The following is a 22047-nucleotide window of genomic DNA, read 5'->3' on the forward strand; positions in this document are numbered from 1 at the left end:
TCATCAGAAAAAACGATTAAAGAGTTTTTTTATGATTTTGTCGGGTGCTTTTTTTTGCTGCTTTGGTTCTTCATAGTGCAAGTCAAATAGCATATGTTCTAATCGGTGTACATCATAACTATCCTCTTGCAAATGCTTTTCTAAATCTAGTTGACCTGTCGGATTGTAAAAAACAATATCCATACCAAATCGATTTAAAAAGGCCAATAACGCCATATCCTCACGTGATAATGCTGGTTGTTGAGGTGCTTGGTATAATACCAGCTTCGGTACCTCTTGGGAATAATCAAAGCTTTGTAGTAATCGTAGAATCTCCTGTGGAATCATCGTCATTTGTTTAAATAAAAATAACTGTAAATCATATAAGGTCTCATTTGGTTGTTGTTTCAGCATGGGCTGCTCACAGGAAGTTTTTATCGTGTGGGCAATCGCACGCTGTAGCTCCAATGTTAACTCACCATATTGCCACCAATCACTTTGCATAATACGCTCTACTGACAGCTCTCCATTCACTAGGCAATGCTTATAGTGAAAGTGGAAATTGGCTCTGCTCGTTGCTGCATAAGGGAATTTCTGGACAAAAACAGTTTGCGGATTTGCTAATAACTGATGCATATAATGCCAGTATTCTTCACGTTGGCTCGAAACCCCACTAATTTTTGCAAATATGACTGGAATGGCAATCTCATCCCCAACCACTTCAAACTGTGGTCGAACCAAAGCTTTCTCTTTTGCATAAATAAAAATATCATCATATGTCATCCGTAATGTTAAGGAACGCGGCATAAAATCTTTAAACTGCCAAGGCTTATAAACACCTGATTGCTGATCATGCATTAATTGTTCAAAATGCTGACTAGAACGATATCCGACCGTTGCCTGCCGGTCACGCAACTTATCAGGGAATGGCTGTAAAGTTGTTTGATTGGTATATGCATAAGTGATGGAGAATGTATCATTAGGATCAATCTCTGCCAATTCATCTATTTTAGCTGGATGAAAAATCAATACATCACAGCCAAGCTCCATTAATAGTAATAAAAAATAGCGCTGACTAAGAGTTGCTTCCCCGTACCAAACAACTTTAGGAAAATCATCTGTTGGTTTCATGGATTTTGTCCATAGAATCCAATGGTTTTTTAGCCATTTCACCATATCAATTAAAAAACGGCGAAAGTCATTTGCTAGTAAACCTAACGATTGCTGTTTTTGAAAGAGCTCTACTACTTTAATGGTTGCTAACTGTAAATGGCGATTCATTACACTGTCATCATGCTTAGGAATTAATTGATAGCCATACATCATTGCCACTAAACGATTAATAGATAGTCCTTGTGGTGTTTGTTGATGCTGCGAAAGGATCGTTTGTATTGCTTGAAAGTCTTTTGGTTCAATATGTTTATTTAATTCCTCACTTAAAATATGGATGTTAGCGTTTTGTGACAATGTAAATAATGAATTGAAATAATCATCTTCTTCGATTGGTACGCCTAATACACGAACAGCAATTCTACTAAAGCTCACTTGTTGCTCTGTTATTTCATAAAATGCACGATCCTTTGGTGAATCTTGAAACGCCTGTAGCCAATCATCAGGATGACGCTCCAACACTGATTTAATTGTGATTGTTTGCATACAAACGCACCTCCTAAAAATCATCCTCAGCCTATGCTGAAGCATTCATTTGTCATTGAACGCCTCTACCTAATGACAACGAAAAATATTTGAACATCTATACGACCGTTTGTTGTGAAGCCATTTGTAAAACCGTTTCCAATAGGTCTTTTGTAAATGCTTCACCATTGTGAGGCGAGTAAGTTGTATTTTGTAAAACTTTTGGCTGTTTATCCTTTAAATCTCCATGATTTGGTGTATAAGCTAAATCAGCCATTGCAAGCATTCCATAATCCATAATAGAATCACCTGCTGCGATATGCACATCATATGTACAGAACTCTTTTATATATTCTATGGCCGCTTCCTTTGTCAGTACCTTAGGCATAAAATATAATTTTTTACCTTGTAGAAGCACATACCAACCATGAACATCGAACTCTTGAATCATTGCTTGTAATTCATCGGACGGTAAAATTTCAATATCCACATGATGTACGTAAAAAAGATCATCTATATACAAAGAGCGTTGTAGCCATGTATCAGATTTAACCCTATCAAATAGCTTTAGCATATCCTTACGAGGGATCGAAGAATCTTCAATACGTCTAGATAATGTTTGCGTCCATTTTTCATATGGCTGACCCTTTTCTACTATTGTACCCCCATTGCTTGTAATTGCAAAAGCAGGGCATAAATCATGAATAAAATGGATTCTCTTATATTGATGCAATGCTCTTGTCGTAACAGGTACAAATAATGTTTGTTGGTGTACCTGTTGCAATACGGGTGCTGTTGCCTGTGTCATCATACTCATTGCTTTTTCAGCCTTGTGTTCAACGACCATTGTCTCTGTAGCGGGCGGAAACATCTCCATCATGCGTTTAGAATAAATAAGTGTTCGATCTAAATCAGATGTAAATAGTATCATCATATTCTCCTCTATAATTCTTTGATTAAACCACAACATGCATAGGACATATTTGAATATTCTTCAACCAATACATTTTTTTCCTGCGCTAGTAATAAAATATGTTTCAATTCATGCATGTACTGTGGATTAATTAAAATCTTCCAAGGTATCCTTCGCAGCAAAACTCTTGTTGTTTCACCAACACCTGGCTTAATGAAATGAATATTATCAATACCAAAATCTCGTTGAATTGTTTGCACGGATTTCATACCCTCCCAAGTAATCGGAGAGGTGTCTTGCTCTTGAATTTGTTGCACAATTGTACTTTGCACTTGTTCAAAACATGTGACGATACGTTCTATGTACAGCTTTGAGACATCTACGGCCTCTAATTCTTTATAGTATTTTGCACCATGAAAGTCGTTCGCATCCATAAACTGCAAATTTAACACCGTTCTACTCACCAATCCAGATACAGTCGAATTTAAACAAGCAGATGGTATTAAAAAATCCTCACGAGTTCCATAAATAGCAGCACAATGTCCCGGATCAGCCAAAACAGCTAAATCAGCACTTAACTGTTTTTGATATTGTAAATTAAACTTTTGGCAGGATTGGATTAATTCATTGGTAATTGCCCCTTTTCCTGTCCAACCATCAATAAATTGAAGACATCCTAGAGGGTGCTGAGTCAAAATATAACGAATCGCCGTTTCATCAAACCCGCGACCACGCAGTATAGAAATGGAGTAATGTGGGACATTCACACGATAATGCATGGATATATACCGTTTGATTAAAATGCCAATAGGTGTACCTGCACGAGCTAAACTCACAAGAATTAAATTTTCTAACCCTCTAGTCTCAATGATTTGTTCTGCTACCACTCCAACGGCGATTGCTATTCTTTCTGCATGAGCATCTAGCGCTTTATAAAAAAGATTCATGTAGGTATTGGATGGTTGTTTCTCCACTGGCAGCATTTCAGAATAATGGATGCCTGATTGAATGAGCTGTTCACGTTTTTCATTATCCATTTCAAGAAATGCACTTCCAATATCACGCAATAAAAAAATAACGTCCTCTGGTGCATAACTCCCCATTTTATCTGGCTGCAAAGTCGATATCATCGTTCTACCTCCAATTCATCCATACTAATCACATATACTTTTGCGTTAGTGGCTTCTTGTAATGCCTTTACCACACGAGCAACTACCTCTTTACTTGCTATACGTTCCACAATGAAGAAAAGTTCCGTGTAGGACAGGCTTTGTAGATTATATAAATAATTAGTAACCCCGTTATTCTCTGGACTCTCAAAGGCTATTTTTTCGGTAATCGTATATCCTAAATCGTCTGTACAATAGATTGGACTTCGAGTAGTTGATTGAAAATAAACATCATTTCCTAAATAAGAGGCAATTTGCATAGGAACATACATGAACTCACCCGTGCCAATAACAAGCGCTGGACCATTTGTTCTTAGCTCTTGTAATTGCTTAGCGATAGCTTGTAACGATTTCTTTTGTGCAACATGCTGGTTTGACGTGAGCAAAAACCTCCCTGTCGCTACTAGATAAGGCTGATTATTTACTAAACCATTCTCAGCGACAGATCGATAGAATTTTCGATCAACAGGCACTTGAATTGGCCATAGTGCCATGTCCTCTGTAGCCTGTGTTCGTAAATTTGGCTGCATGCTTGTTAAGCTTGGAATACCTGAACAGCTAAAATTCCCGCACATAATGGAGATGAATTCGATAGAGATATCCCATTGTACTTCTAATTGCTTAAAGATTGATTGCTGCTGCTCAGAACGCCAATCTAAAATAGATAGTACCGCATATTGTTTCACTAAAGGAAACTTCTGTCTTAATGTCTCAATAATATTAATGACCGTATTTCCAGTAGTAATTTCATCATCTATTAACACAATGCGCTTAGCTTGCAGTAAAAATTCTGGCTCCTCCGTATAAATTCTATGGCTTGTCGCATGTGAATGTTCCTCCTCGAACGTAATAAACGGTTCAAAGTCAGGAAGCACTTCCCTTGTTGTGTGGATATACATAGCATTCGAATGGAAGGCATTAAATACTGCATGACCAAGTGCTGTAGCCGTCTCAGCAAACCCAATAAACAATGTCTCTTCCGTTAACTCTATGGTTCCTTCTACGGATTTTTGTACTTCATCCAAATTTGCTCTGTCTTTTAAAGCTTTTACGACAGCTGACAAAGCCATCTCTTTTTGTCCAGTAAGTTGCTGCTGATACAGCATAGCTAAAAGAGTTCCTGTCAGTAAGGGGATTTGCGGACGCACAGCCAAATGTTTGCCTAGAACCGTACTTACAAACAAAAATTGTCTCTTTTTATTAATCCGAGCTGCCATTCTAAACAGATCGGTTAGCGCAAAATTATGCGGATTGTAGGTCATTTCAATATCAATTGAATAATTCGGTAAAATGCTTAATTTACTCATTTGTTGTTGCATACACACTACCACCTATTTCAGACTGTAATAAAAGTGAGGCAAAATCGACAGATTCATGATAAACACCATAGACATGAGCCTGTTTTAATATTCGCTGTGCCCATCTCATATGTGGCTTGATTTCATTCATCTTATTGGCATAGTGACTTTTCATAACACCTTTACGTCCATCATTATTTTCTATAATACTTAGCGCATCTAGATATTCCTCATACGAAATGGCATAGAGGGCATGCACAACACGAATATGGCTCGGATGAATAATTGTTTTTCCCACTATGCCATTTTGTTTATCCATTAAAACTTCTTTCATTAATCCATCTAAACAATCATCTAACAACGCTTTCCTTGCATCGAGAGCACCTTTCTCACTAAATGGCGTCACTCTTAATGTGGGCTTTAATACACGCTGATTATTAAAATACTCCCACACAGGCCCCGATATAATAAACCCATCTTCCTCACGACCTAAGACATTGACAATATCTGCGATACAATCTCGAATCACACTAATATCATAAATGGTGGAGTCCATACGGCGACGAATTCCGTAAATACCACAGAAATCCGTGGCACCAATTCGTACATTTAATACACGGGCTCTGTAATGATGTAGAACTTCTTTAATGCCTAATAATGCTTCCATACGAGATTCCTTATATAGTACCTCACGACTCTCTAAAATCGGCATACCATATAAAATCAAATCATTTTCTAAAATGGTTTGTTCAAGCAACTCAAAATACCGTGCACCCTGTTCTGCAGTAAACTTCGGAAAGACATAGCCTGTTAATATTTCCTGCTTTTTCCCTAAAGCAGTCGTTAACTTTTGAAATTGCTCAACATGTCGTACTCGAATAAAAAGTAATGGGAGCTCCTGAAGCAATAGCTGTTTTTGCTGATAGAGTGCATATAATTCACTAATATCCTCGATCAACTTAGCTTCACAATCTACTAACTCTGAATCTCCTACTGCATCCTCCAAATCAATGACGAGTGATGTGAGTTCCTTATATTTTTGTGACCGGATCAAACTCACAATCGTAGGCATGGAAGCGGGCATATACAAAGTCGCACCTAGGGCATACGACAAAATATCTGGCGATTCCCACTTAGTAAATGGCTGTGGCTTCTTATAAAATATCGTATCTGCTTCTGTTGCAAAGTGTTGCATCTAATCCTCTCCCCAATAACTATGCCTTTTGTGAAAAAAGCACTGTATCAGCCTGTTCCACACAGACCAATACAGTGCCTTGTTTACACTGCTGTTTTCTTATTCAACTTGTGAACAACAAATGTTAATAAGAATGCAGCAATTAAAATAATAAAGAAGATTTCATGTGAAAGATGGTAGCCAAAAATACTAGCAAACATTTTCAGTGCAATAATGGCTATTAAAATATAGGCAGTCGTTTCAAGCTCTGGTACTCGTTCGATTAATGATAGGAATACACCAGCGATGGTACGCATCATGATAATGCCTAAAATGCCTCCTAATAATAGAACCCATACTTGATCTGAGATCGCAAATGCCGCCAAAATAGAGTCTACTGAAAAGGCAATATCCATTAATTCAACTGAAATAACAGTCGCCCAAAAAGTACCAAAGACACGAACCATCCAACCCGTCTTTTTAAACTCGTGTGCTTCTCCTTCATCAGTGCTTTTATTTTTAAAGTGCAGTATGACTAACCACATTAAATAAGTCGCTCCAATTACTTTAACAATAGAGAATTTTACGAGATATACACCAATACCGATGAAGAGAAATCGGAAAAAATAAGCCCCAAACATCCCATACATTAATGCTTTTCTTCGCTGACGTTGCGGTAAATGCTTAACAAGCACCGCTAAAACTAGCGCATTGTCTGCAGACAATAGGCCCTCCATAATAATCAACGAAAAAATAAGGCCCCATGATACTGGATCTGTTAAAACTGTCCCCACATCTGCCAGTTAAAAAACTGTGCATATGTATTTAATATCTCGTTTATTACATCCACACAAAATCCTCCGTCATGTACCTATATCCTACTAGTTACTGTAGTCCATATGCATTGATTAATGCAGCTAGACCACCCTGGTAACCTGAGCCTACTGCAGCAAATTTCCACTCACCATTATGACGGTACAGTTCACAAAATACTACGGCTGTTTCAATACTGAAGTCTTCTCCTAAATCGTAACGCAATACCTCTGATCCCGACTCTTCGTTCGTCAATCGAACATAGGCATTTAAGACTTGTCCAAAGTTTTGATGACGCCCCTCTGCATCGTAAATCGTTACCGTCACGACAATTTTTTCAATTTGAGGTGATACTTGCTTTAAGTTGACAAGAATTTTTTCATCATCCCCATCTCCTGCACCTGTACGATTATCACCCGTATGGACAACAGATTGGTCTGGGCTCGCTAAATTATTATAGAAGATAAAGTCCTGTTCATTACGACATTTTCCTGAAGCATCTAGTAAAAATACAGATGCATCCAGGTCAAAGTCTTGTCCACCATCAAATTGCTTTACATCCCAGCCTAACCCAATGCCAATGCTATTTAAGCCTGGATCTTGCTTGGTTAAATCGATACGTTGCCCTTTACTTAATTGTATAGCCATTCAAAATCTCCCTTTCTGTTCAAAGATGAAATTTTAGTTTACACTTAAGCCATAATCATTACATAGAGCAGCTAAACCACCTTGGTAGCCAGCGCCAATCGCATTAAATTTCCATTCCCCGTTATGACGGTATAATTCCCCTACAACAATAGCTGTTTCAATACTGAAATCCTCACCTAAATCATAGCGAATAATTTCTTCGTTGGAAGCAGCATTCATAATACGAATATAGGCATTAGACACCATGCCAAAGTTCTGACTGCGAGACTCTGCATCATGGATTGTTACAGTGAAGGCTAGTCGCTGAACATGTGCAGGTACTTGAGTTAATGCCACTTTCACCACTTCATCGTCACCTTCGCCTACACCCGTTAAATTATCGCCTGAATGCTCAACTGAGCCATTACCACCTGTAGTATTGTTATAAAAAATAAAATCATTTTGATCTGCTACTTTGCCTGTATCAGCAAGTAAAAATACAGATGAGTCTAAGTCAAAATCATGACCACCATCATATTTATTTGTATCCCAGCCTAAACCTACCACAACATTTGTTAATCCTGGATTTGTTTTTGTTAAATCTACCTTTTGACCTTTTTGTAGTGAAATGCCCATAATTTTTATTCCTCCTATTTAGTCAATTATTTATTGATATCTTCGAACAACGTCGCCAAGCTTTATGTCATTTGTTCCCGTACCAACCGCAGCAAACTTCCATTCATTACTATGACGGTAAATTTCTCCACATACTAAAGTCGTTAAATTCGAATAATTATCAGTTAAATTATAGCGAATTAGTTCACTTCCTGTCCTGTCATCATACACACGAATATATGCATTATGAATCATGCCGAAGTGTTGATTGCGACCTGCCGCATCATAAATGTTTACAACAAACACAAGCTTGTTATATTGCGTAGGTACAGATGATAGCTCAATTGTAATTACCTCATCATCACCATCGCCATCACCTGTTAAATTATCACCTGAGTGTCGAACAGAACCACAGCTACTTGTTAATTTCCCGAAATAAACAACATCGTCACCCGCTACAACCTTATCATCCTGTAACATTAATACCGAAGCATCACAGTCGATACTTCTGCCACTGCCACTATTTCTACTGGAAAATAAACCTCCTAAAAAGCCGCCACTTTTCTCTTGACTTACAGGGTCCCACCCTAAACCTACTTTAATTTTATTTAAACCTGCGTTACCTTTTGTTAAATCAACTCTTTGTCCTTTTTGTAAATTAATCCCCAACTCTAACACCCTCCTCAAATATGTATTTCAAACGAAAGATTTTATGGTAAGCAATAATCTACTAAGCTAAAAGATTTCTACTTAAATTAAGTCTAAAATAACGTGACAAAAAATTCAATTAATGGCTCCGAAAAGGTGTTTTACTTATTTTGGAAAGCCGTTCATACATTCCGAAAAGGTGTTTTACTTATTTTGGAAAGCCGTTCATACATTCTATATATCTTAGAACGTTTTTGCGTTAAAAATGTTCCTTTTATATCCATTTGTACGTTTCGCCAAAACAGCTGAAAAAACCTTCTAACTTGTAGAAGGCTATTGTTCCTATTTACTAACTTTTCATTTTTGGATCAAGTGCATCGCGTAGTCCATCACCCATTAGATTAAAGCCTAGAACGGTTAACATAATAGCTAGACCAGGGAAAATCATCGTCCACGGAGCATTTAATAAAAACTTCCGTGCATCCGCCAGCATTTTTCCCCATTCTGGTGCTGGTGCTTGTGCTCCTAATCCTAGGAAACCTAATGCCGCAGCTTCAATAATAGCTGTCGCAATCGCTAGTGTCCCCTGCACAATTATTGGAGTTATGGAATTTGGCAAAATATGAGAAAAAAGAATTCGTGCATCACGCATGCCAATTGCTTTTGCTGCTACAATATATTCCTCTTCCTTGACGCTTAAAACTTTAGAGCGGATTAAGCGCCCAAAATTCGGTACGTTAATAATGGCAATGGCGATTAATGCATTTTGTAAAGATGGACCCAACACTGACACTACTGCAATCGCTAGTAGCATACTAGGGAAAGCTAGCATAATATCAAAAATACGCGAAATAATCGTATCAATCCATTTTCCATAATAGCCTGCAATGATGCCAAGTAAACTGCCAATTATGACGGATAAAATAACTGAGAAAAAGCCTACCCATAACGAAATCCTTGCACCATGAATGATTCTCGAAAAGATATCCCGTCCAAAATCATCCGTTCCAAACCAATGATCAGCGGATGGTGCCAGTAAACGCTTTGTTAAATTTTGTTCATTGATGCCCTGTGGTGCAATGTATGGACCAATGACAGCCAGTAAAATAAAAAATATAACAATTCCTGCTCCTACGAGGGAAACTTTGCTCTTCTTAAAGCTACGCCAACCTTCGAGCCATGGACCTACTGCCTTTTCTCGAACTGGTGCTGCTTCTTTTTTTATATCGATTGCTCCAGTCATCATTGCAACTCCCTTCTATTTGTATTTAATACGTGGATCGACTACTGTGTACAGTAAATCCACGATTAAGTTAATCATGATGAAAATAAATGCAACGATTAGAATACCTGATTGAATAACGGGATAATCCCTGAAGCCAATCGCATCATAAATATAACGACCAATTCCTGGCCAACTAAAAATCGTCTCTGTTAAAATGGCTCCACCTAGCAGTAATCCTGTTTGTAGACCAATTACCGTTAACACAGGAATAACCGCATTCTTTAATGCATGCTTATAAACAACAATAAACATTTTTTGGCCTTTTGCCCTTGCAGTTCGTACATAATCTGAGCGCATAACTTCCAGCATTGAAGACCTTGTGATTCTTGCGATGATAGCCATCGGAATCGTTGCAAGTGCTACTCCTGGTAATATTAATCGCTTTATGACTTCGACGAATTGATCAAAGCGACCTTGAATGAGCGTATCTAGTAAATAAAAATGGGTTATGGCGGTTATTGGATTTCGCACATCTTCTCGACCAGAGGTAGGCAGCCAACCAAGCTTACTACTAAATGTCCACTGCTCCATTAAGCCAAGCCAGAACACAGGTACAGAAACACCGATTAATGCTATAATCATCGCTGTATAATCAAACCAAGAATTTTGGAACCATGCAGAAATAATCCCGGCATTCACACCAATAACGATCGCAATAATCATCGCAAATAGTGCAAGTTCGGCCGTTGCTGCTAAGTATGGAAAAATTTCTTCTGATACAGGTAGTTTCGTACGTAGGGAAACCCCTAAATCTCCCTGAAAAATACCTGCTAAGTAACTAAAATATTGTGTATACCACGGCTTATCTAATCCTAAACTTGCGTTTAACGCCTCGACCGCCTCTTTTGTCGCCTGTTGTCCTAAAATAACTTGTGCTGGATTTCCAGGAATTGCTCGTATCAACATAAAGACGATAAAAGTCATTCCAAGCAAAACTGGGATTAGTTGAAGTAAACGTCTCCCCATATAGTGAAGCATTTTCATCACCTCTCTATGATTTTCATAATCTACTTTGAAGTCTTTATATACTGTTGAAAGGTTGAGCCTTCACTAAACGGTTTTGAATGTTTAGTTGAGTTCTTTCATACAGGAAATAATCATTATCGTTACTTGAAAAGAATCTGCGAGATTTCCACGGCTTACCCGCAGAAAAGCAAGCAGATTCTTCACATTTCTTTGTTCAATTAAAAATGATGAGATTTACTATTGAATATCTACTGCATCTAAACGGTCAGAGCCAGTAGGATGCGCAATATAATTCGTCACTTTCACGTTAGCAGCTAAAATTGGTGTTGAGTGAGCAAGTGGAACCCATGGAGCATCCTCAGAAATAATTACTTGAGCTTGCTTATAAAGTTCATTACGCTTGTCCTCATCAATTTCAGTTTGAGCTTTAACAAAAATTTCGTGTAATTTAGGATTATCATAGAATGTATAGTTATTAGAGCCAATATTATCGGCGTCTAATAATGTGTATAGGAAGTTATCCGCATCTCCATTGTCGCCTGTCCAGCCAAGTAGGAACGCATCTGCTTCACCATTTTGTGCTTTCTCTAAATACGTAGCCCATTCAAATGACACAATTTTAGATTTAATGCCCACATCTTCTAAATTCTTTTGAATCGCTTCTGCCACTTTTTGACCGTCTGGCATGTATGGACGTGGTACTGGCATTGCCCAAAGCTCAATTTCCTTACCATCATAGCCTGCTTCAGCAAGTAATGCTTTCGCCTTTTCAGGATCATACGTGTAGCCTGTAACGTCATCGTTGTAACCAGAAATTACTGGTGGCATTGGGTTTTTCGCTGGCTCAGCTAGCCCCTCATAAAATGCATCCACTAATGCTTGTTTATCAATTGCATAGTTAACTGCTTGACGCACTTTTACATTATCAAAAGGAGGACGAGTAACTGTTAAACCAAGATAACCAACGTTCATAGATGGACGCTCGATTAACTGTAAATTAGCATCGCCTTCAATTGTTGCTTTATCAGATGGGCTTAAGCCATCAGCTACATCAATATTGCCTGCTAATAAATCATTTAAACGTGCAGAGTTTTCTGGAATAGAACGATAAATCACTTTATCTAATTTAGGATAGCCATCAATATAGTAATCTGGATTTTTTTCAATTGTGATTGAATCATTACGTACCCAGCTTACAAACTTGAATGGACCTGTTCCTACAGGATTTGCAGATAAACCTTCTTCATCTGCTTCAAATGCAGTTGGAGAAGCAATCGCGAATGGAGACATTGCTAAATTTTTCAGGAATGGTGCTTGTGGTTGGCTTAATTTAAAGACAACTGTGTAGTCACCCTCTGCAGTTACTGATTCAATTACTTGCTTGTCACCAACGACAAATTGTGAACTAAAATAAGGGTGTTTATCCGCACCTGATTTCCAACGTTCAATATTCTTAACAACAGCCTCAGCATTGAAATCTGTGCCGTCATGGAATTTCACACCTTCTTCTAGCTGGAAAGTATACGTTAAACCATCCTCTGATGCCTCCCATGATTTTGCTAAGCCTGGTTGAATCGTTACATCTCGTTCACCAAAGTTTACTAATGTTTCATAAATATTAGCTGTTACCGTGAAGGATTCACCGTCTGTAACAACAGCAGGGTCTAGTGCTACAGAATCTCCACCACGACCATACACTAAAATTTTTGGTTCTCCACTGCCAGCTGTATCGCCACCAGTTGAAGTATCTTTACTACCCGTATCCTTAGTATCTGAGCCGCCACAAGCCGCTAAGATTGTCGAGAGAATAAGGAGTAGCATTACACCTAAAGTCCAAAACTTCTTTTTCTTCATCGAATTTCCCCCTATGAGTTTTTATATCATTTAATGTTGGAGTGCCTCATAAAGATGGCAAGCAACATAATGACCCGGTTTCACTTCTTGCATTTTAGGTACTACCTGTGAGCACTGTTCCTTTTTAAATGGACATCTCGTATGGAACGTACAACCGCTTGGCGGGTTTGATGCACTTGGAATATCTCCTGTAATAATAATCTGTTCCCGTTCAAACGTAGGATCTGGAACAGGAACCGAAGATAAAAGTGCCTGTGTATATGGATGAAGCGGTTCAGCATATAAGTCCTCACTCGCTGTCAACTCTACTAATTTACCTAAATACATAACGCCAACACGATTACTGATATGGCGAACTACCCCTAAATCATGGGAAATAAAAATATAAGTCAGCTTTAAATCTTTTTGCAGCTTTTGCAATAAATTCAAAACCTGTGCCTGGATGGACACATCGAGCGCAGATACTGGCTCGTCCGCAATAATTAAGCGTGGATTGGTCATTAAGGCTCTAGCAATGCCGATACGCTGCCTTTGCCCTCCACTAAATTGGTGCGGATAACGCTTGATATGATATTCATTCAATCCAACAATCTCAAGTAGCTCCAACACTTTCTGTTTGCGCTCCTTGGCATTACCTATCCCATGAACAATAAGAGGCTCCTCTAATATTTTGCCGATGTTATGGCGTGGATTCAGCGAGGCATAGGGATCCTGAAAAATCATTTGAATATCTCTACGTGCTTTCCTCATTTCATTGTTGGATAATTCTGAAATCATTTTACCTGCGAATTCTATCTTACCTCCAGTTGGCTCTAGTAAGCGCATTAACAAGCGACCCGTTGTCGATTTACCACAGCCTGATTCGCCAACAATCCCTAATGTTTCTCCTTCAAATACTTCAAATGAAACATCATCTACTGCCTTTACATCTCCCGTATGCGAATTAAGGACTCCCTTTCGAATCGGAAAATACTTTTTTAACCCCTCAACCTTTAATAGCGCTTTCGACACGTTGCTCCACCTCCTGCTTCTCTAGTAAAAAACATCTCGATTTATGATTCTCAGCTGCCTCAAATAAAGGTGGTGTTTCCTGTAAACAACGTTCCATCGCATACTCACAGCGTGCTGCAAAACGACAGCCAACCTGAATACTTCCTGGTTTCGGTACACTCCCAGGAATGGAGTATAGATTATCCTTTTTATAACGCATATCAGGTACTGATTGAATGAGTCCTTGCGTATAGGGATGTTTAGGATTAGTGAAAATTTCATGAATCGGTGCCTCTTCCACTATTTGTCCTGCATACATAACAATCACTCGCTCACAAGTTTCTGCGACAACACCCAGATCATGTGTAATTAACAACACAGCTGTATTCAAGCGTTTATTCAAGTCTTTCATAAGCTGTAAAATTTGGGCTTGTATCGTAACATCCAATGCAGTTGTAGGCTCGTCCGCAATTAATACCTGAGGATCACAGACAAGTGCCATAGCAATCATCACACGTTGACGCATACCACCAGATAGCTGATGTGGGTAATCCTTTAGCAATTCCTCAGCACGTGGTAGACCCACAAGCTTCATGATTTCAACCGCTCTTGCAAACGCTTCCTTTTTCGACCATTTTGGATTATGGATTAATATCGCCTCTTTTAACTGGTCACCAATCGTAAACAGAGGGTTTAGCGAAGTCATTGGCTCCTGAAAAATCATTGCAATGTCTTTACCACGTATTTTTTGCATTTGTTTATCCGTACATTTAGCAATATTTCTGCCATCTAGCAAAATTTCTCCACCTGTTATTTTTCCTGGTGGTGATGGAATTAATCCCATGATGGACAGCGACGTAACACTTTTACCACTTCCCGATTCTCCTACAATCCCTAAAATTTCTCCTTCATGGACAGAAAAATCGATATCGTCTACAGCAGGAATTTGCCCATTATCTGTGAAAAAGGTCGTTTTCAAACCTTTTATTTCTAGTAGTTTTTTCCTCATGTGTAACGCCCCACCCTACCTATATTTTACTTAAATGTATAATAATATTAATAGAATACTATAACTTTCGTTAAATTCCTTATTTTCAGATAATTCTAACTAAAAATCCCGACTCTTTCAATCATTAATATTCTGCAAATTACATAGAATTTCTACAATAATCGTCTTCGATAATAATTAAATCTTATAAAGAGATAATTTTTTACATTTATCAAAAAAAAATAGCCTTCCATTTTCAAAAAAATGAAAGACTTTTTTTAAAAAAATTTATAAATCGTGGAATTTACGTTAATTTTCAATCCAAATGCTGCACCTGGAATAAATTACAATATGTTCCTTGGCTGTCCATTAACTGCTCATGTGTTCCACTTTCGATTAATTGTCCATGATCGATGACAAAAATTTTGTCAGCATGGGTAATTGTAGAAAGACGATGCGCAATAATAATAGTCGTTCGTTCATGAGCAAGTTTGTCTAATGATTCTTGTATCAGTGCTTCACTTTCTAAGTCTAACGCAGAAGTAGCCTCATCAAGGATTAAAATCGGTGGATTTTTTAAAAACACACGTGCAATGGCAACCCGTTGTTTTTGTCCGCCGGATAGCTTTACTCCTCGTTCTCCAACCTTTGTGTCATAACCATTAGGCAGACTCATAATAAAGTCATGGGCATTTGCTGCTTTCGCTGCTTCGATGACCTGTTCATCTGTTGCATCTGGTCTCCCCATTAAGATATTCTCTTTGACAGAATCACTAAAAAGTATATTATCTTGCAGGACAATACCAATTTGCGATCGTAACGAATGTAAAGTGACGTCTCGTACATCATATCCATCAATGGTCACTTTCCCACTTGTTGTATCGTAAAAGCGAGGAATTAAACTGATAATCGTGGACTTACCACCACCACTCATCCCTACAAAGGCAACAGTCTCCCCGGGATTAATCGTTAAATCGATAGCATTTAAAATAGGAGAACCAGTTTCTTCGTATTGGAAGGCTACATTGTGAAAGCGAACCGCTCCATTTGCGCGTGGGAGTTCACGAGCGTAGTCCTTATCTTTCACTTCATAAGGCTCGTCTATTAAATCAAACATTCGATCCATTGAAGCGATAGACTGTGTTAAAGTGGTGGAAGAACTAACAAGACGACGAAGTGGACCATACAGACGTTCAATATAAGCTATAAAAGCAACCATTGTTCCAACTGAAAGTGACCCATTTATTACTTGATAGCCCGCATAAGCTATCACTAACAATGGTGCAACATCCGTGATTGTATTTACGACAGCAAATGATTTTGCATTCCACTTTGTTTGATCAAGTGCTTTTTCTAAAAACTCGCCGTTTGCTGAATCGAACAATTTTTGTTCATGCTTTTCTAAAGTAAAGCTTTTAATAATGCTCATACCAGCTACACGTTCGTGTAAATAACTTTGTACACCTGCAAGTGCTTGAGAACGTTTCCGTGTTAAATCCCTCAATTTGCCAAAAAAGTACTTCACACTGAATGCATAAAATGGAAATGCGATTAACGCTACTAGTGTTAGCTTCACATCCATTGTTAGCATAATGGCAATTGCAATTACTATCGTCGCAAGATCCAACCACACATTCATTAAGCCCGTCATAACAAAGGTCTTCGTTTGCTCAACATCATTAATAACCCTTGAAATAACATCACCTGCACGTGTATTGGCATAGTATCTTAAGCTTAGGCGCTGTAAATGCGCATAAATCTCCTTACGAATATCGAACAGCACCTTGTTACTAACGTGTTGTGCATAATATTGTCGATAGTACTCAATAGGTGGACGGATAATAAAGAACACAATAATAGTTCCACCCAGCCAATAAAATAGCTCTTTTGTTTTTTCTACATCTGTTAAGTCATCTGCTGCAATAATGTCGTCCAATACAATCTTAATGAGCAGTGGAATAAATAGAGGAATAGCAAATTTTACTATACCAATGATAATCGTTAAAATAATTTCCCATGTATATGGTTTTACAAAGCGCATATATCGCTTTATGCTTCCCAATTTATCATCACATCCTTACAAAAAGAAACAGGCATTCGATGATGAATGCCCTAAGTATTATAGCAATATTTCGATTAGAATACAGTTATGATGACTTTATAGCGAACTATTTTACATTTGCCTTTACAGCTCTCTGATCCCCTCCAATAAAAAAACACCTATTAGTTAAACTAATAGGTGTCATTAACGATCATCTGACTGCATATCAAGCTGGAACTTGTAACGATTTGTCCAGACATCGATGAAATCGGGTGCAAATGGTCCTCTTTTTTGTTGAATCCAGCTTATTAATTTATCGACATTGCGCTTTAAAATCTTATCTATGACATCAGGATAAGACATTTCCTTACGATGGAGCTCATATTCATCCTCGTCTAAAAGGGTATAAGACATGTCAGGAAAAACTTTAATATCTAAATCATAGTCGATATATTTAATGGCATTATTATCGAAAACAAATGGTGAGCTTAGATTGCAATAATAATACACACCGTCTTCACGTAGCATACAGATGATGTTAAACCAGTGTTCCGCATGGAAGTAGCAAATAGAGGGCTCTCTCGTTAGCCATGTACGACCATCGGATTCTGTCACAAGTGTCCGTTCATTCGCACCGATTACGATATTTTTCGTTCCTTTTAAAACCATCGTTTCTTGCCAAACACGGTGGATACGGCCATTGTGCTTATAACTATGTATTTGTATCGTTTCTCCTTCTACCGGTAATGCCATTTTGTTAGCCCACCTTTTCGTCTATGCTACCTAAATCTAGCAGTCTCTAGTATATTATAGCAATGTGTACGCGAAAGGTGTAGTTAGAAAACCACAAATTTCACTACGCTATTTTGAATTTGTATAAAATTTAGTCAATTATAAGCGAATTTTATTATAATGTCAGCTTTGATGGGATTTTTTAGTTAATTCCGCAAATATTCCACTTCTAGAGGATTTCCTTTACAGCTGACGATTTACTTAACTGAACAATTTGAAAGGGGCTGTCTTTTTCATCTTTTCGGATTTAAGACAGCCCCTTAGAGGTAAATGCAATTATGCAGTTACAAAGTGTTACTCACCTAAATCTTGGTTAGTTTTAGAGAAACGACCTGAAGCTGGAGCTTTCTTTTGCTCTGCTTTCGCATTTTGCTTTTGCACTTCATTTACGTCCGTCTCATAACCAAACTCTTCACTTTGACGTTGCATGTTTTTATTCGGTTGGAAATTTTGGTTGTTTTGTTTTTTCATCCTTCATTCACCTCCACGCTAGTTATTGTGTACGGAGATGACGACTTTTATGCTCATGAATTGATTATTTTAAGAAGGTTTTATTTTCCTGCTGTTTGCTTTTTTACTTCTTCCCAAATTTTTAGCATCGGAACAGGCATCGGCAAAAGTTCTATTTGCTCACGACTTAGCCAATCACCCAGTTCAGCGGATTCGCATTTTATATAATAGCTATTTATATGCCAAGTTAAATGTGAAAAAACATGTTTAAATGTAAGCAGCTCCTGTTTGGCCTGTACATTTTCTGTACATTCCTTTGTATAGTTTTCTGCTGAAATTTGGCTCGTTTCCATCATGGGAAATTGCCATAGATTAGCTAGCAGGCCTTCCTCAGGACGTTGTTGCATTAAAAATTGTCCATTGTCATTTTCATATACGAGTACATCATATGTGAGATGCTTCATTTTTGTTTTTTTTGATTTGACAGGTAATTTTTCTGGTTCTCCCTCATTAAAAGCCGTGCAATACTCTCTGACTGGGCATAATAAACATTTTGGAGAGGTAGGTGTACAAATAAGTGCACCCAGCTCCATTAAGCCTTGATTAAACGATGAAGCATGATGAGGATCAATTAGTTCCTCAACCGCCACTTCAAAAATCTTCTTCGTTTTTGGAAGAGCTATATCATCATGTATATCAAGCACCCTACTGAGAACTCGCATAACATTACCGTCAACTGCATGTTCAGGCTTATTATAGGCAATACTTAATATAGCGCCTGCAGTATAGGGACCAACACCTTTTAATTTAGATATTTCATGGCGATTGTCAGGTACTATACCGCCGTAATTTTCTAAAACCTCACGAGCACCTGCTTGTAAATTGCGAGCACGGGAATAATAGCCAAGACCTTCCCAATGCTTTAATAAGTATTCTTGTGGTGCTTCCGCCAGCAAATCTAATGTTGGAAAACTTTCCATAAAACGATTGTAATAAGGAATAACTGTGTCGACACGTGTCTGTTGCAGCATCACTTCCGATACCCAAATCTTATAAGGGTCTGTTGTGTGTCTCCACGGCAAATCACGTTTCTCCGTGTTAAACCAGTCGACTAAAGATTGTCGAAATTCTGTTACATATGGGTAATTCACAGTGACCTCCGTTGTTTTTACGATTTAATTTATGATGAAAAGGGTATACAATGAAGAAAAGAATATTCGTGTATACTCGACAAAAACCGTCTCTTTCACACGAATGTCAGAATATTTCAATATACCTTTTATTATTTTTGAAATAAAGTTGTATGCACATTGTACTCGATTTTAATGCATACTAGGAGTGGATATTTTTGGATTCAGGTACACATTTCGTTATGGGTATAGCCCTTGGCGGTCTTGCATTAGCCGACCCTGTAGTAGCCGATCATTCAATGACTTTTACAGCAGTAATGGCAGGTACAATTATTGGCTCACAAGCTCCAGATGTCGACACTGTGTTAAAACTACGTAATAACGCCATCTATATTCGACATCACAGAGGAATTACACATTCACTACCAGCTGTAGCTATTTGGCCTATTTTAATTACAATTGTTTTATCACTTATTTTGCAAGACGTAAATGTGTTTCATTTATGGCTTTGGACATTTTTAGCTGTTGGTCTTCATGTCTTTGTTGATATTTTTAATGCGTATGGTACGCAAGCAATTCGACCATTCTCTAGAAAATGGGTTGCGTTAGGTGTCATTAATACCTTCGATCCCATTATCTTTTCATTACATTGTGTTGGTATTGTGTTATGGGCATTCGGTACAAATCCAGTATGGACATTTAGTATCATGTATATGGTTATCGTGATTTACTATATTTTACGATTTGCCGTTCAAAAAGCGGTAAAAAATGCAGTGCATCATACTATTCAAGATGAAGAATATGTCATTGTAGCGCCTACTATGCGCTTCTTCCACTGGCGTATCGCAGCCAAATCTAAAACACATTATTACGTTGGGCGTGCATATGGAAGGACTGTTAATATTTACGATAAATTCGAAATTAAGCCTTTACCTAAAACTGCGCTTATAGATGCCGCAATGAAAGATCCTAACTTAGCTGCATTTGTGTCCTTCTCTCCAATGTACCGATGGGAGATTTCAGAGCTTGAAAACGGCCTAATAGAAGTAAGGCTAATCGATTTGCGTTACCGCAGTGACAATCGCTATCCTTTCGTGGCTGTTGCACATTTAAATGATGATAATGACATCGTTACGTCTTACACAGGCTGGATCTTTACAGAAGATAAGCTTCAGAGAAAACTACAAATTGGCGCAAGTAATTAAGCAGTAAACCCTGACCAAGACTGGTCAGGGTTTTATTATTGTGCCATATCATCACTAGCATCTAGTAAATGTATATACTTCGGATTACGTCCTGCAAATGCGTGTAATTTATCACCGTAGCTAGCAATTAATTGACGAACAAGATTTTCTGTATACGCTGCTCCACGATAATCATACCCTGCTTTTGCGGCAGTTGATTCAAAGTCACTCCATAGCAATTCCACCCAAACCCGTGCCCGTCCAACAGACATCTGTGGATTCTTTGCTAATAACTCTGCTGTTAATTTTTCAATTTTCTCATCCATTTATTTGCCCACCTTTACAGGGGAAAGGATAGATACTGGTAATGCCTCTTGGTACTTGTCCCCGCCTAAACGGTGTCCCCAAGCAAAACGTCCCTTTAAATAATCTACTTGGAAAAACTCATTATCTGAACCATCAATACGATACATTTCTCCTGAAACGATCGTATTCAGATCCACCAAATAAGCCGCAGCCATTAAAGCTTTGCGCTCATAAACAGCAAACTCATTGATAATTCCTAGCTGTTCTGCCTTTCGAGCTTTCTCTTTTAGAAAAGCAATTTCCTCTCGCAGTTCATGCTCAGACATAGCTGCATAATTTTTTTCATTCATTCTTCATTCTCCTTCTCTTCAATAAAACAATCTATTACTTCTATAGGAAAACCCTTTTGATAGAGCGCCTGTTTAACCTTCATTTTTAGCTCATAACCAGTATACTTCGATACGTACTTTTTCCAAACTTTTTCGCCTTGAGTATCTAACAATTGCTGCCAGTTGTCATCATCCTGCGCTATCTCCACTTGGCTAAGCACCTCTTCCACGATCGAAAATGCATACCCTTTTCTTAAAAGAAAATCCTGGATTTTGGTCTTTATTTGGGTTGGCGTTTTCTTATTCTCTGAGCGAATAATTTTCTCCGCTAACTGCATTGCCAGTTTTAATTGTTCCTCAAAACTATATGTAGCAAGCACCTCATCCTGCAAGTTTTTCTCAATGCCCTTTTTAATCAAGTCTTGTCTAATGGCTCTTGGTCCTTTTTTCATCGTAGCTTTCTTAGTATCAAGTAATGCCTTCGAATAGTTTTCATCATTAATAAAGCCATAGGATTTTAACTTTTGGATTGCCTCTAACACCACAGCTTCTCCAAATTCTAATGTGAGTAGTTTTTTCTTTACCTCATGCTCACTTCGCATTTGATAAGAGAGAAAGTTTAATCCCTTATTAAATGCCTTACGTATCTCATCTTCATAGGCAATCTCCTGGATTTCGAATTCATCGAGCACCTTCCCCTTTGTTAAACCGAACTGAATGAGAATGGCTTCATCAACCGGAAAAGCATATTCTTCATTTAAATAGATATTATAGCGTTCAGGATTGTTTTTTTGACGTGCAATTTTCGTAATCATACGCATAGCAAACACCTCACTATTGTCATTATAGCATTTCTTTATG

At 38.0% G+C, this 22047-nt stretch carries 21 protein-coding genes and 1 pseudogene; 1 reads left to right on the forward strand and 21 read right to left on the reverse strand.

Annotated elements, in window-relative coordinates:
* Positions 1 to 3: 3 nt before the first annotated feature.
* From JTI58_RS04940 to mutY, 18 genes and pseudogenes are all read right to left on the reverse strand, one after another.
* A complete protein-coding gene (locus JTI58_RS04940) occupies positions 4 to 1635 on the reverse strand; it encodes a YceG family protein (RefSeq protein ID WP_205445593.1) in 1632 nt (543 codons plus the stop codon).
* 97 nt (positions 1636 to 1732) lie between these two features.
* Positions 1733 to 2548, reverse strand: a complete 816-nt coding sequence (locus JTI58_RS04945; RefSeq protein ID WP_243456316.1) for an HAD family hydrolase — start codon at positions 2546 to 2548, stop codon at positions 1733 to 1735.
* Between the two features lie 8 nt (positions 2549 to 2556).
* Positions 2557 to 3657: a cysteine protease StiP family protein gene (locus JTI58_RS04950; protein ID WP_205445594.1), complete on the reverse strand. Its 1101-nt coding sequence runs from the start codon at positions 3655 to 3657 to the stop codon at positions 2557 to 2559.
* Positions 3654 to 5015: a phosphoribosyltransferase family protein gene (locus tag JTI58_RS04955; RefSeq protein WP_205445596.1), complete on the reverse strand. Its 1362-nt coding sequence runs from the start codon at positions 5013 to 5015 to the stop codon at positions 3654 to 3656. The genes JTI58_RS04950 and JTI58_RS04955 overlap by 4 nt, the downstream gene beginning before the upstream one ends.
* Positions 4996 to 6189, reverse strand: coding sequence for an HpcH/HpaI aldolase/citrate lyase family protein (locus tag JTI58_RS04960; RefSeq protein WP_205445598.1), 1194 nt, complete (start codon positions 6187 to 6189; stop codon positions 4996 to 4998). The genes JTI58_RS04955 and JTI58_RS04960 overlap by 20 nt, the downstream gene beginning before the upstream one ends.
* 83 nt (positions 6190 to 6272) lie before the next feature.
* A pseudogene (locus JTI58_RS04965) lies at positions 6273 to 7018 on the reverse strand (TerC family protein).
* 35 nt (positions 7019 to 7053) lie between these two features.
* Entirely contained in the window at positions 7054 to 7629 is a 576-nt protein-coding gene (locus tag JTI58_RS04970; protein ID WP_016994007.1) for a TerD family protein, read from the reverse strand.
* A gap of 33 nt (positions 7630 to 7662) precedes the next feature.
* Positions 7663 to 8244 carry a TerD family protein gene (locus tag JTI58_RS04975; RefSeq protein ID WP_048394760.1) on the reverse strand — a complete coding sequence of 194 codons (582 nt, stop codon included), beginning with the start codon at positions 8242 to 8244 and terminating at the stop codon, positions 7663 to 7665.
* Between the two features lie 30 nt (positions 8245 to 8274).
* Positions 8275 to 8892, reverse strand: coding sequence for a TerD family protein (locus tag JTI58_RS04980; RefSeq protein WP_205445599.1), 618 nt, complete (start codon positions 8890 to 8892; stop codon positions 8275 to 8277).
* A 328-nt stretch (positions 8893 to 9220) separates the two neighbouring features.
* Positions 9221 to 10117: a nickel transporter permease gene (nikC, locus tag JTI58_RS04985; protein ID WP_205445601.1), complete on the reverse strand. Its 897-nt coding sequence runs from the start codon at positions 10115 to 10117 to the stop codon at positions 9221 to 9223.
* Between the two features lie 12 nt (positions 10118 to 10129).
* Positions 10130 to 11134, reverse strand: coding sequence for an ABC transporter permease (locus JTI58_RS04990; RefSeq protein WP_205445602.1), 1005 nt, complete (start codon positions 11132 to 11134; stop codon positions 10130 to 10132).
* Positions 11135 to 11359: 225 nt separating this feature from the next.
* The gene (locus JTI58_RS04995) at positions 11360 to 12976 is read right to left on the reverse strand and encodes an ABC transporter substrate-binding protein (RefSeq protein WP_205445604.1); all 1617 of its coding nucleotides are present in this window, start codon (positions 12974 to 12976) and stop codon (positions 11360 to 11362) included.
* 30 nt (positions 12977 to 13006) lie between these two features.
* The gene (locus JTI58_RS05000; RefSeq protein WP_205445605.1) at positions 13007 to 13987 is read right to left on the reverse strand and encodes an ABC transporter ATP-binding protein; all 981 of its coding nucleotides are present in this window, start codon (positions 13985 to 13987) and stop codon (positions 13007 to 13009) included.
* Entirely contained in the window at positions 13962 to 14975 is a 1014-nt protein-coding gene (locus JTI58_RS05005; protein ID WP_205445606.1) for an ABC transporter ATP-binding protein, read from the reverse strand. Before JTI58_RS05005 ends, JTI58_RS05000 begins: the two co-directional genes overlap by 26 nt.
* Before the next feature lie 295 nt (positions 14976 to 15270).
* Positions 15271 to 17016: an ABC transporter ATP-binding protein gene (locus JTI58_RS05010; protein ID WP_279381305.1), complete on the reverse strand. Its 1746-nt coding sequence runs from the start codon at positions 17014 to 17016 to the stop codon at positions 15271 to 15273.
* A gap of 183 nt (positions 17017 to 17199) precedes the next feature.
* Positions 17200 to 17748 (reverse strand): nucleoside tri-diphosphate phosphatase, encoded by a 549-nt coding sequence (ntdP, locus tag JTI58_RS05015; RefSeq protein ID WP_205445608.1) that lies wholly within the window; start codon positions 17746 to 17748, stop codon positions 17200 to 17202.
* Between the two features lie 333 nt (positions 17749 to 18081).
* Complete coding sequence (locus JTI58_RS05020) at positions 18082 to 18258, reverse strand: gamma-type small acid-soluble spore protein (protein WP_008173504.1); 177 nt, start codon at positions 18256 to 18258, stop codon at positions 18082 to 18084.
* 80 nt (positions 18259 to 18338) lie between these two features.
* Positions 18339 to 19388, reverse strand: coding sequence for an A/G-specific adenine glycosylase (gene mutY / locus JTI58_RS05025; protein ID WP_205445610.1), 1050 nt, complete (start codon positions 19386 to 19388; stop codon positions 18339 to 18341).
* 197 nt (positions 19389 to 19585) lie between these two features.
* Between mutY and JTI58_RS05030 the strand changes: the two genes are divergently transcribed.
* Positions 19586 to 20572, forward strand: a complete 987-nt coding sequence (locus JTI58_RS05030) for a metal-dependent hydrolase (protein ID WP_205445612.1) — start codon at positions 19586 to 19588, stop codon at positions 20570 to 20572.
* Positions 20573 to 20607: 35 nt separating this feature from the next.
* Here the strand turns inward: JTI58_RS05030 and JTI58_RS05035 are convergent, their stop codons facing one another.
* From JTI58_RS05035 to recX, 3 genes are read right to left on the reverse strand one after another with little or no spacing between them, the layout of a single operon-like run.
* Positions 20608 to 20877, reverse strand: a complete 270-nt coding sequence (locus JTI58_RS05035) for a YfhJ family protein (RefSeq protein WP_205445613.1) — start codon at positions 20875 to 20877, stop codon at positions 20608 to 20610.
* On the reverse strand, positions 20878 to 21207 hold the full coding sequence (locus JTI58_RS05040; RefSeq protein ID WP_205445615.1) for a YfhH family protein: 330 nt from the start codon (positions 21205 to 21207) through the stop codon (positions 20878 to 20880).
* The gene (gene recX, locus JTI58_RS05045) at positions 21204 to 22007 is read right to left on the reverse strand and encodes a recombination regulator RecX (RefSeq protein ID WP_205445617.1); all 804 of its coding nucleotides are present in this window, start codon (positions 22005 to 22007) and stop codon (positions 21204 to 21206) included. Before recX ends, JTI58_RS05040 begins: the two co-directional genes overlap by 4 nt.
* Between the last annotated feature and the right edge of the window lie 40 nt (positions 22008 to 22047).

The sequence above is a fragment of the Lysinibacillus fusiformis genome (assembly GCF_016925635.1).
Lineage (GTDB): Bacteria > Bacillota > Bacilli > Bacillales_A > Planococcaceae > Lysinibacillus > Lysinibacillus fusiformis_F.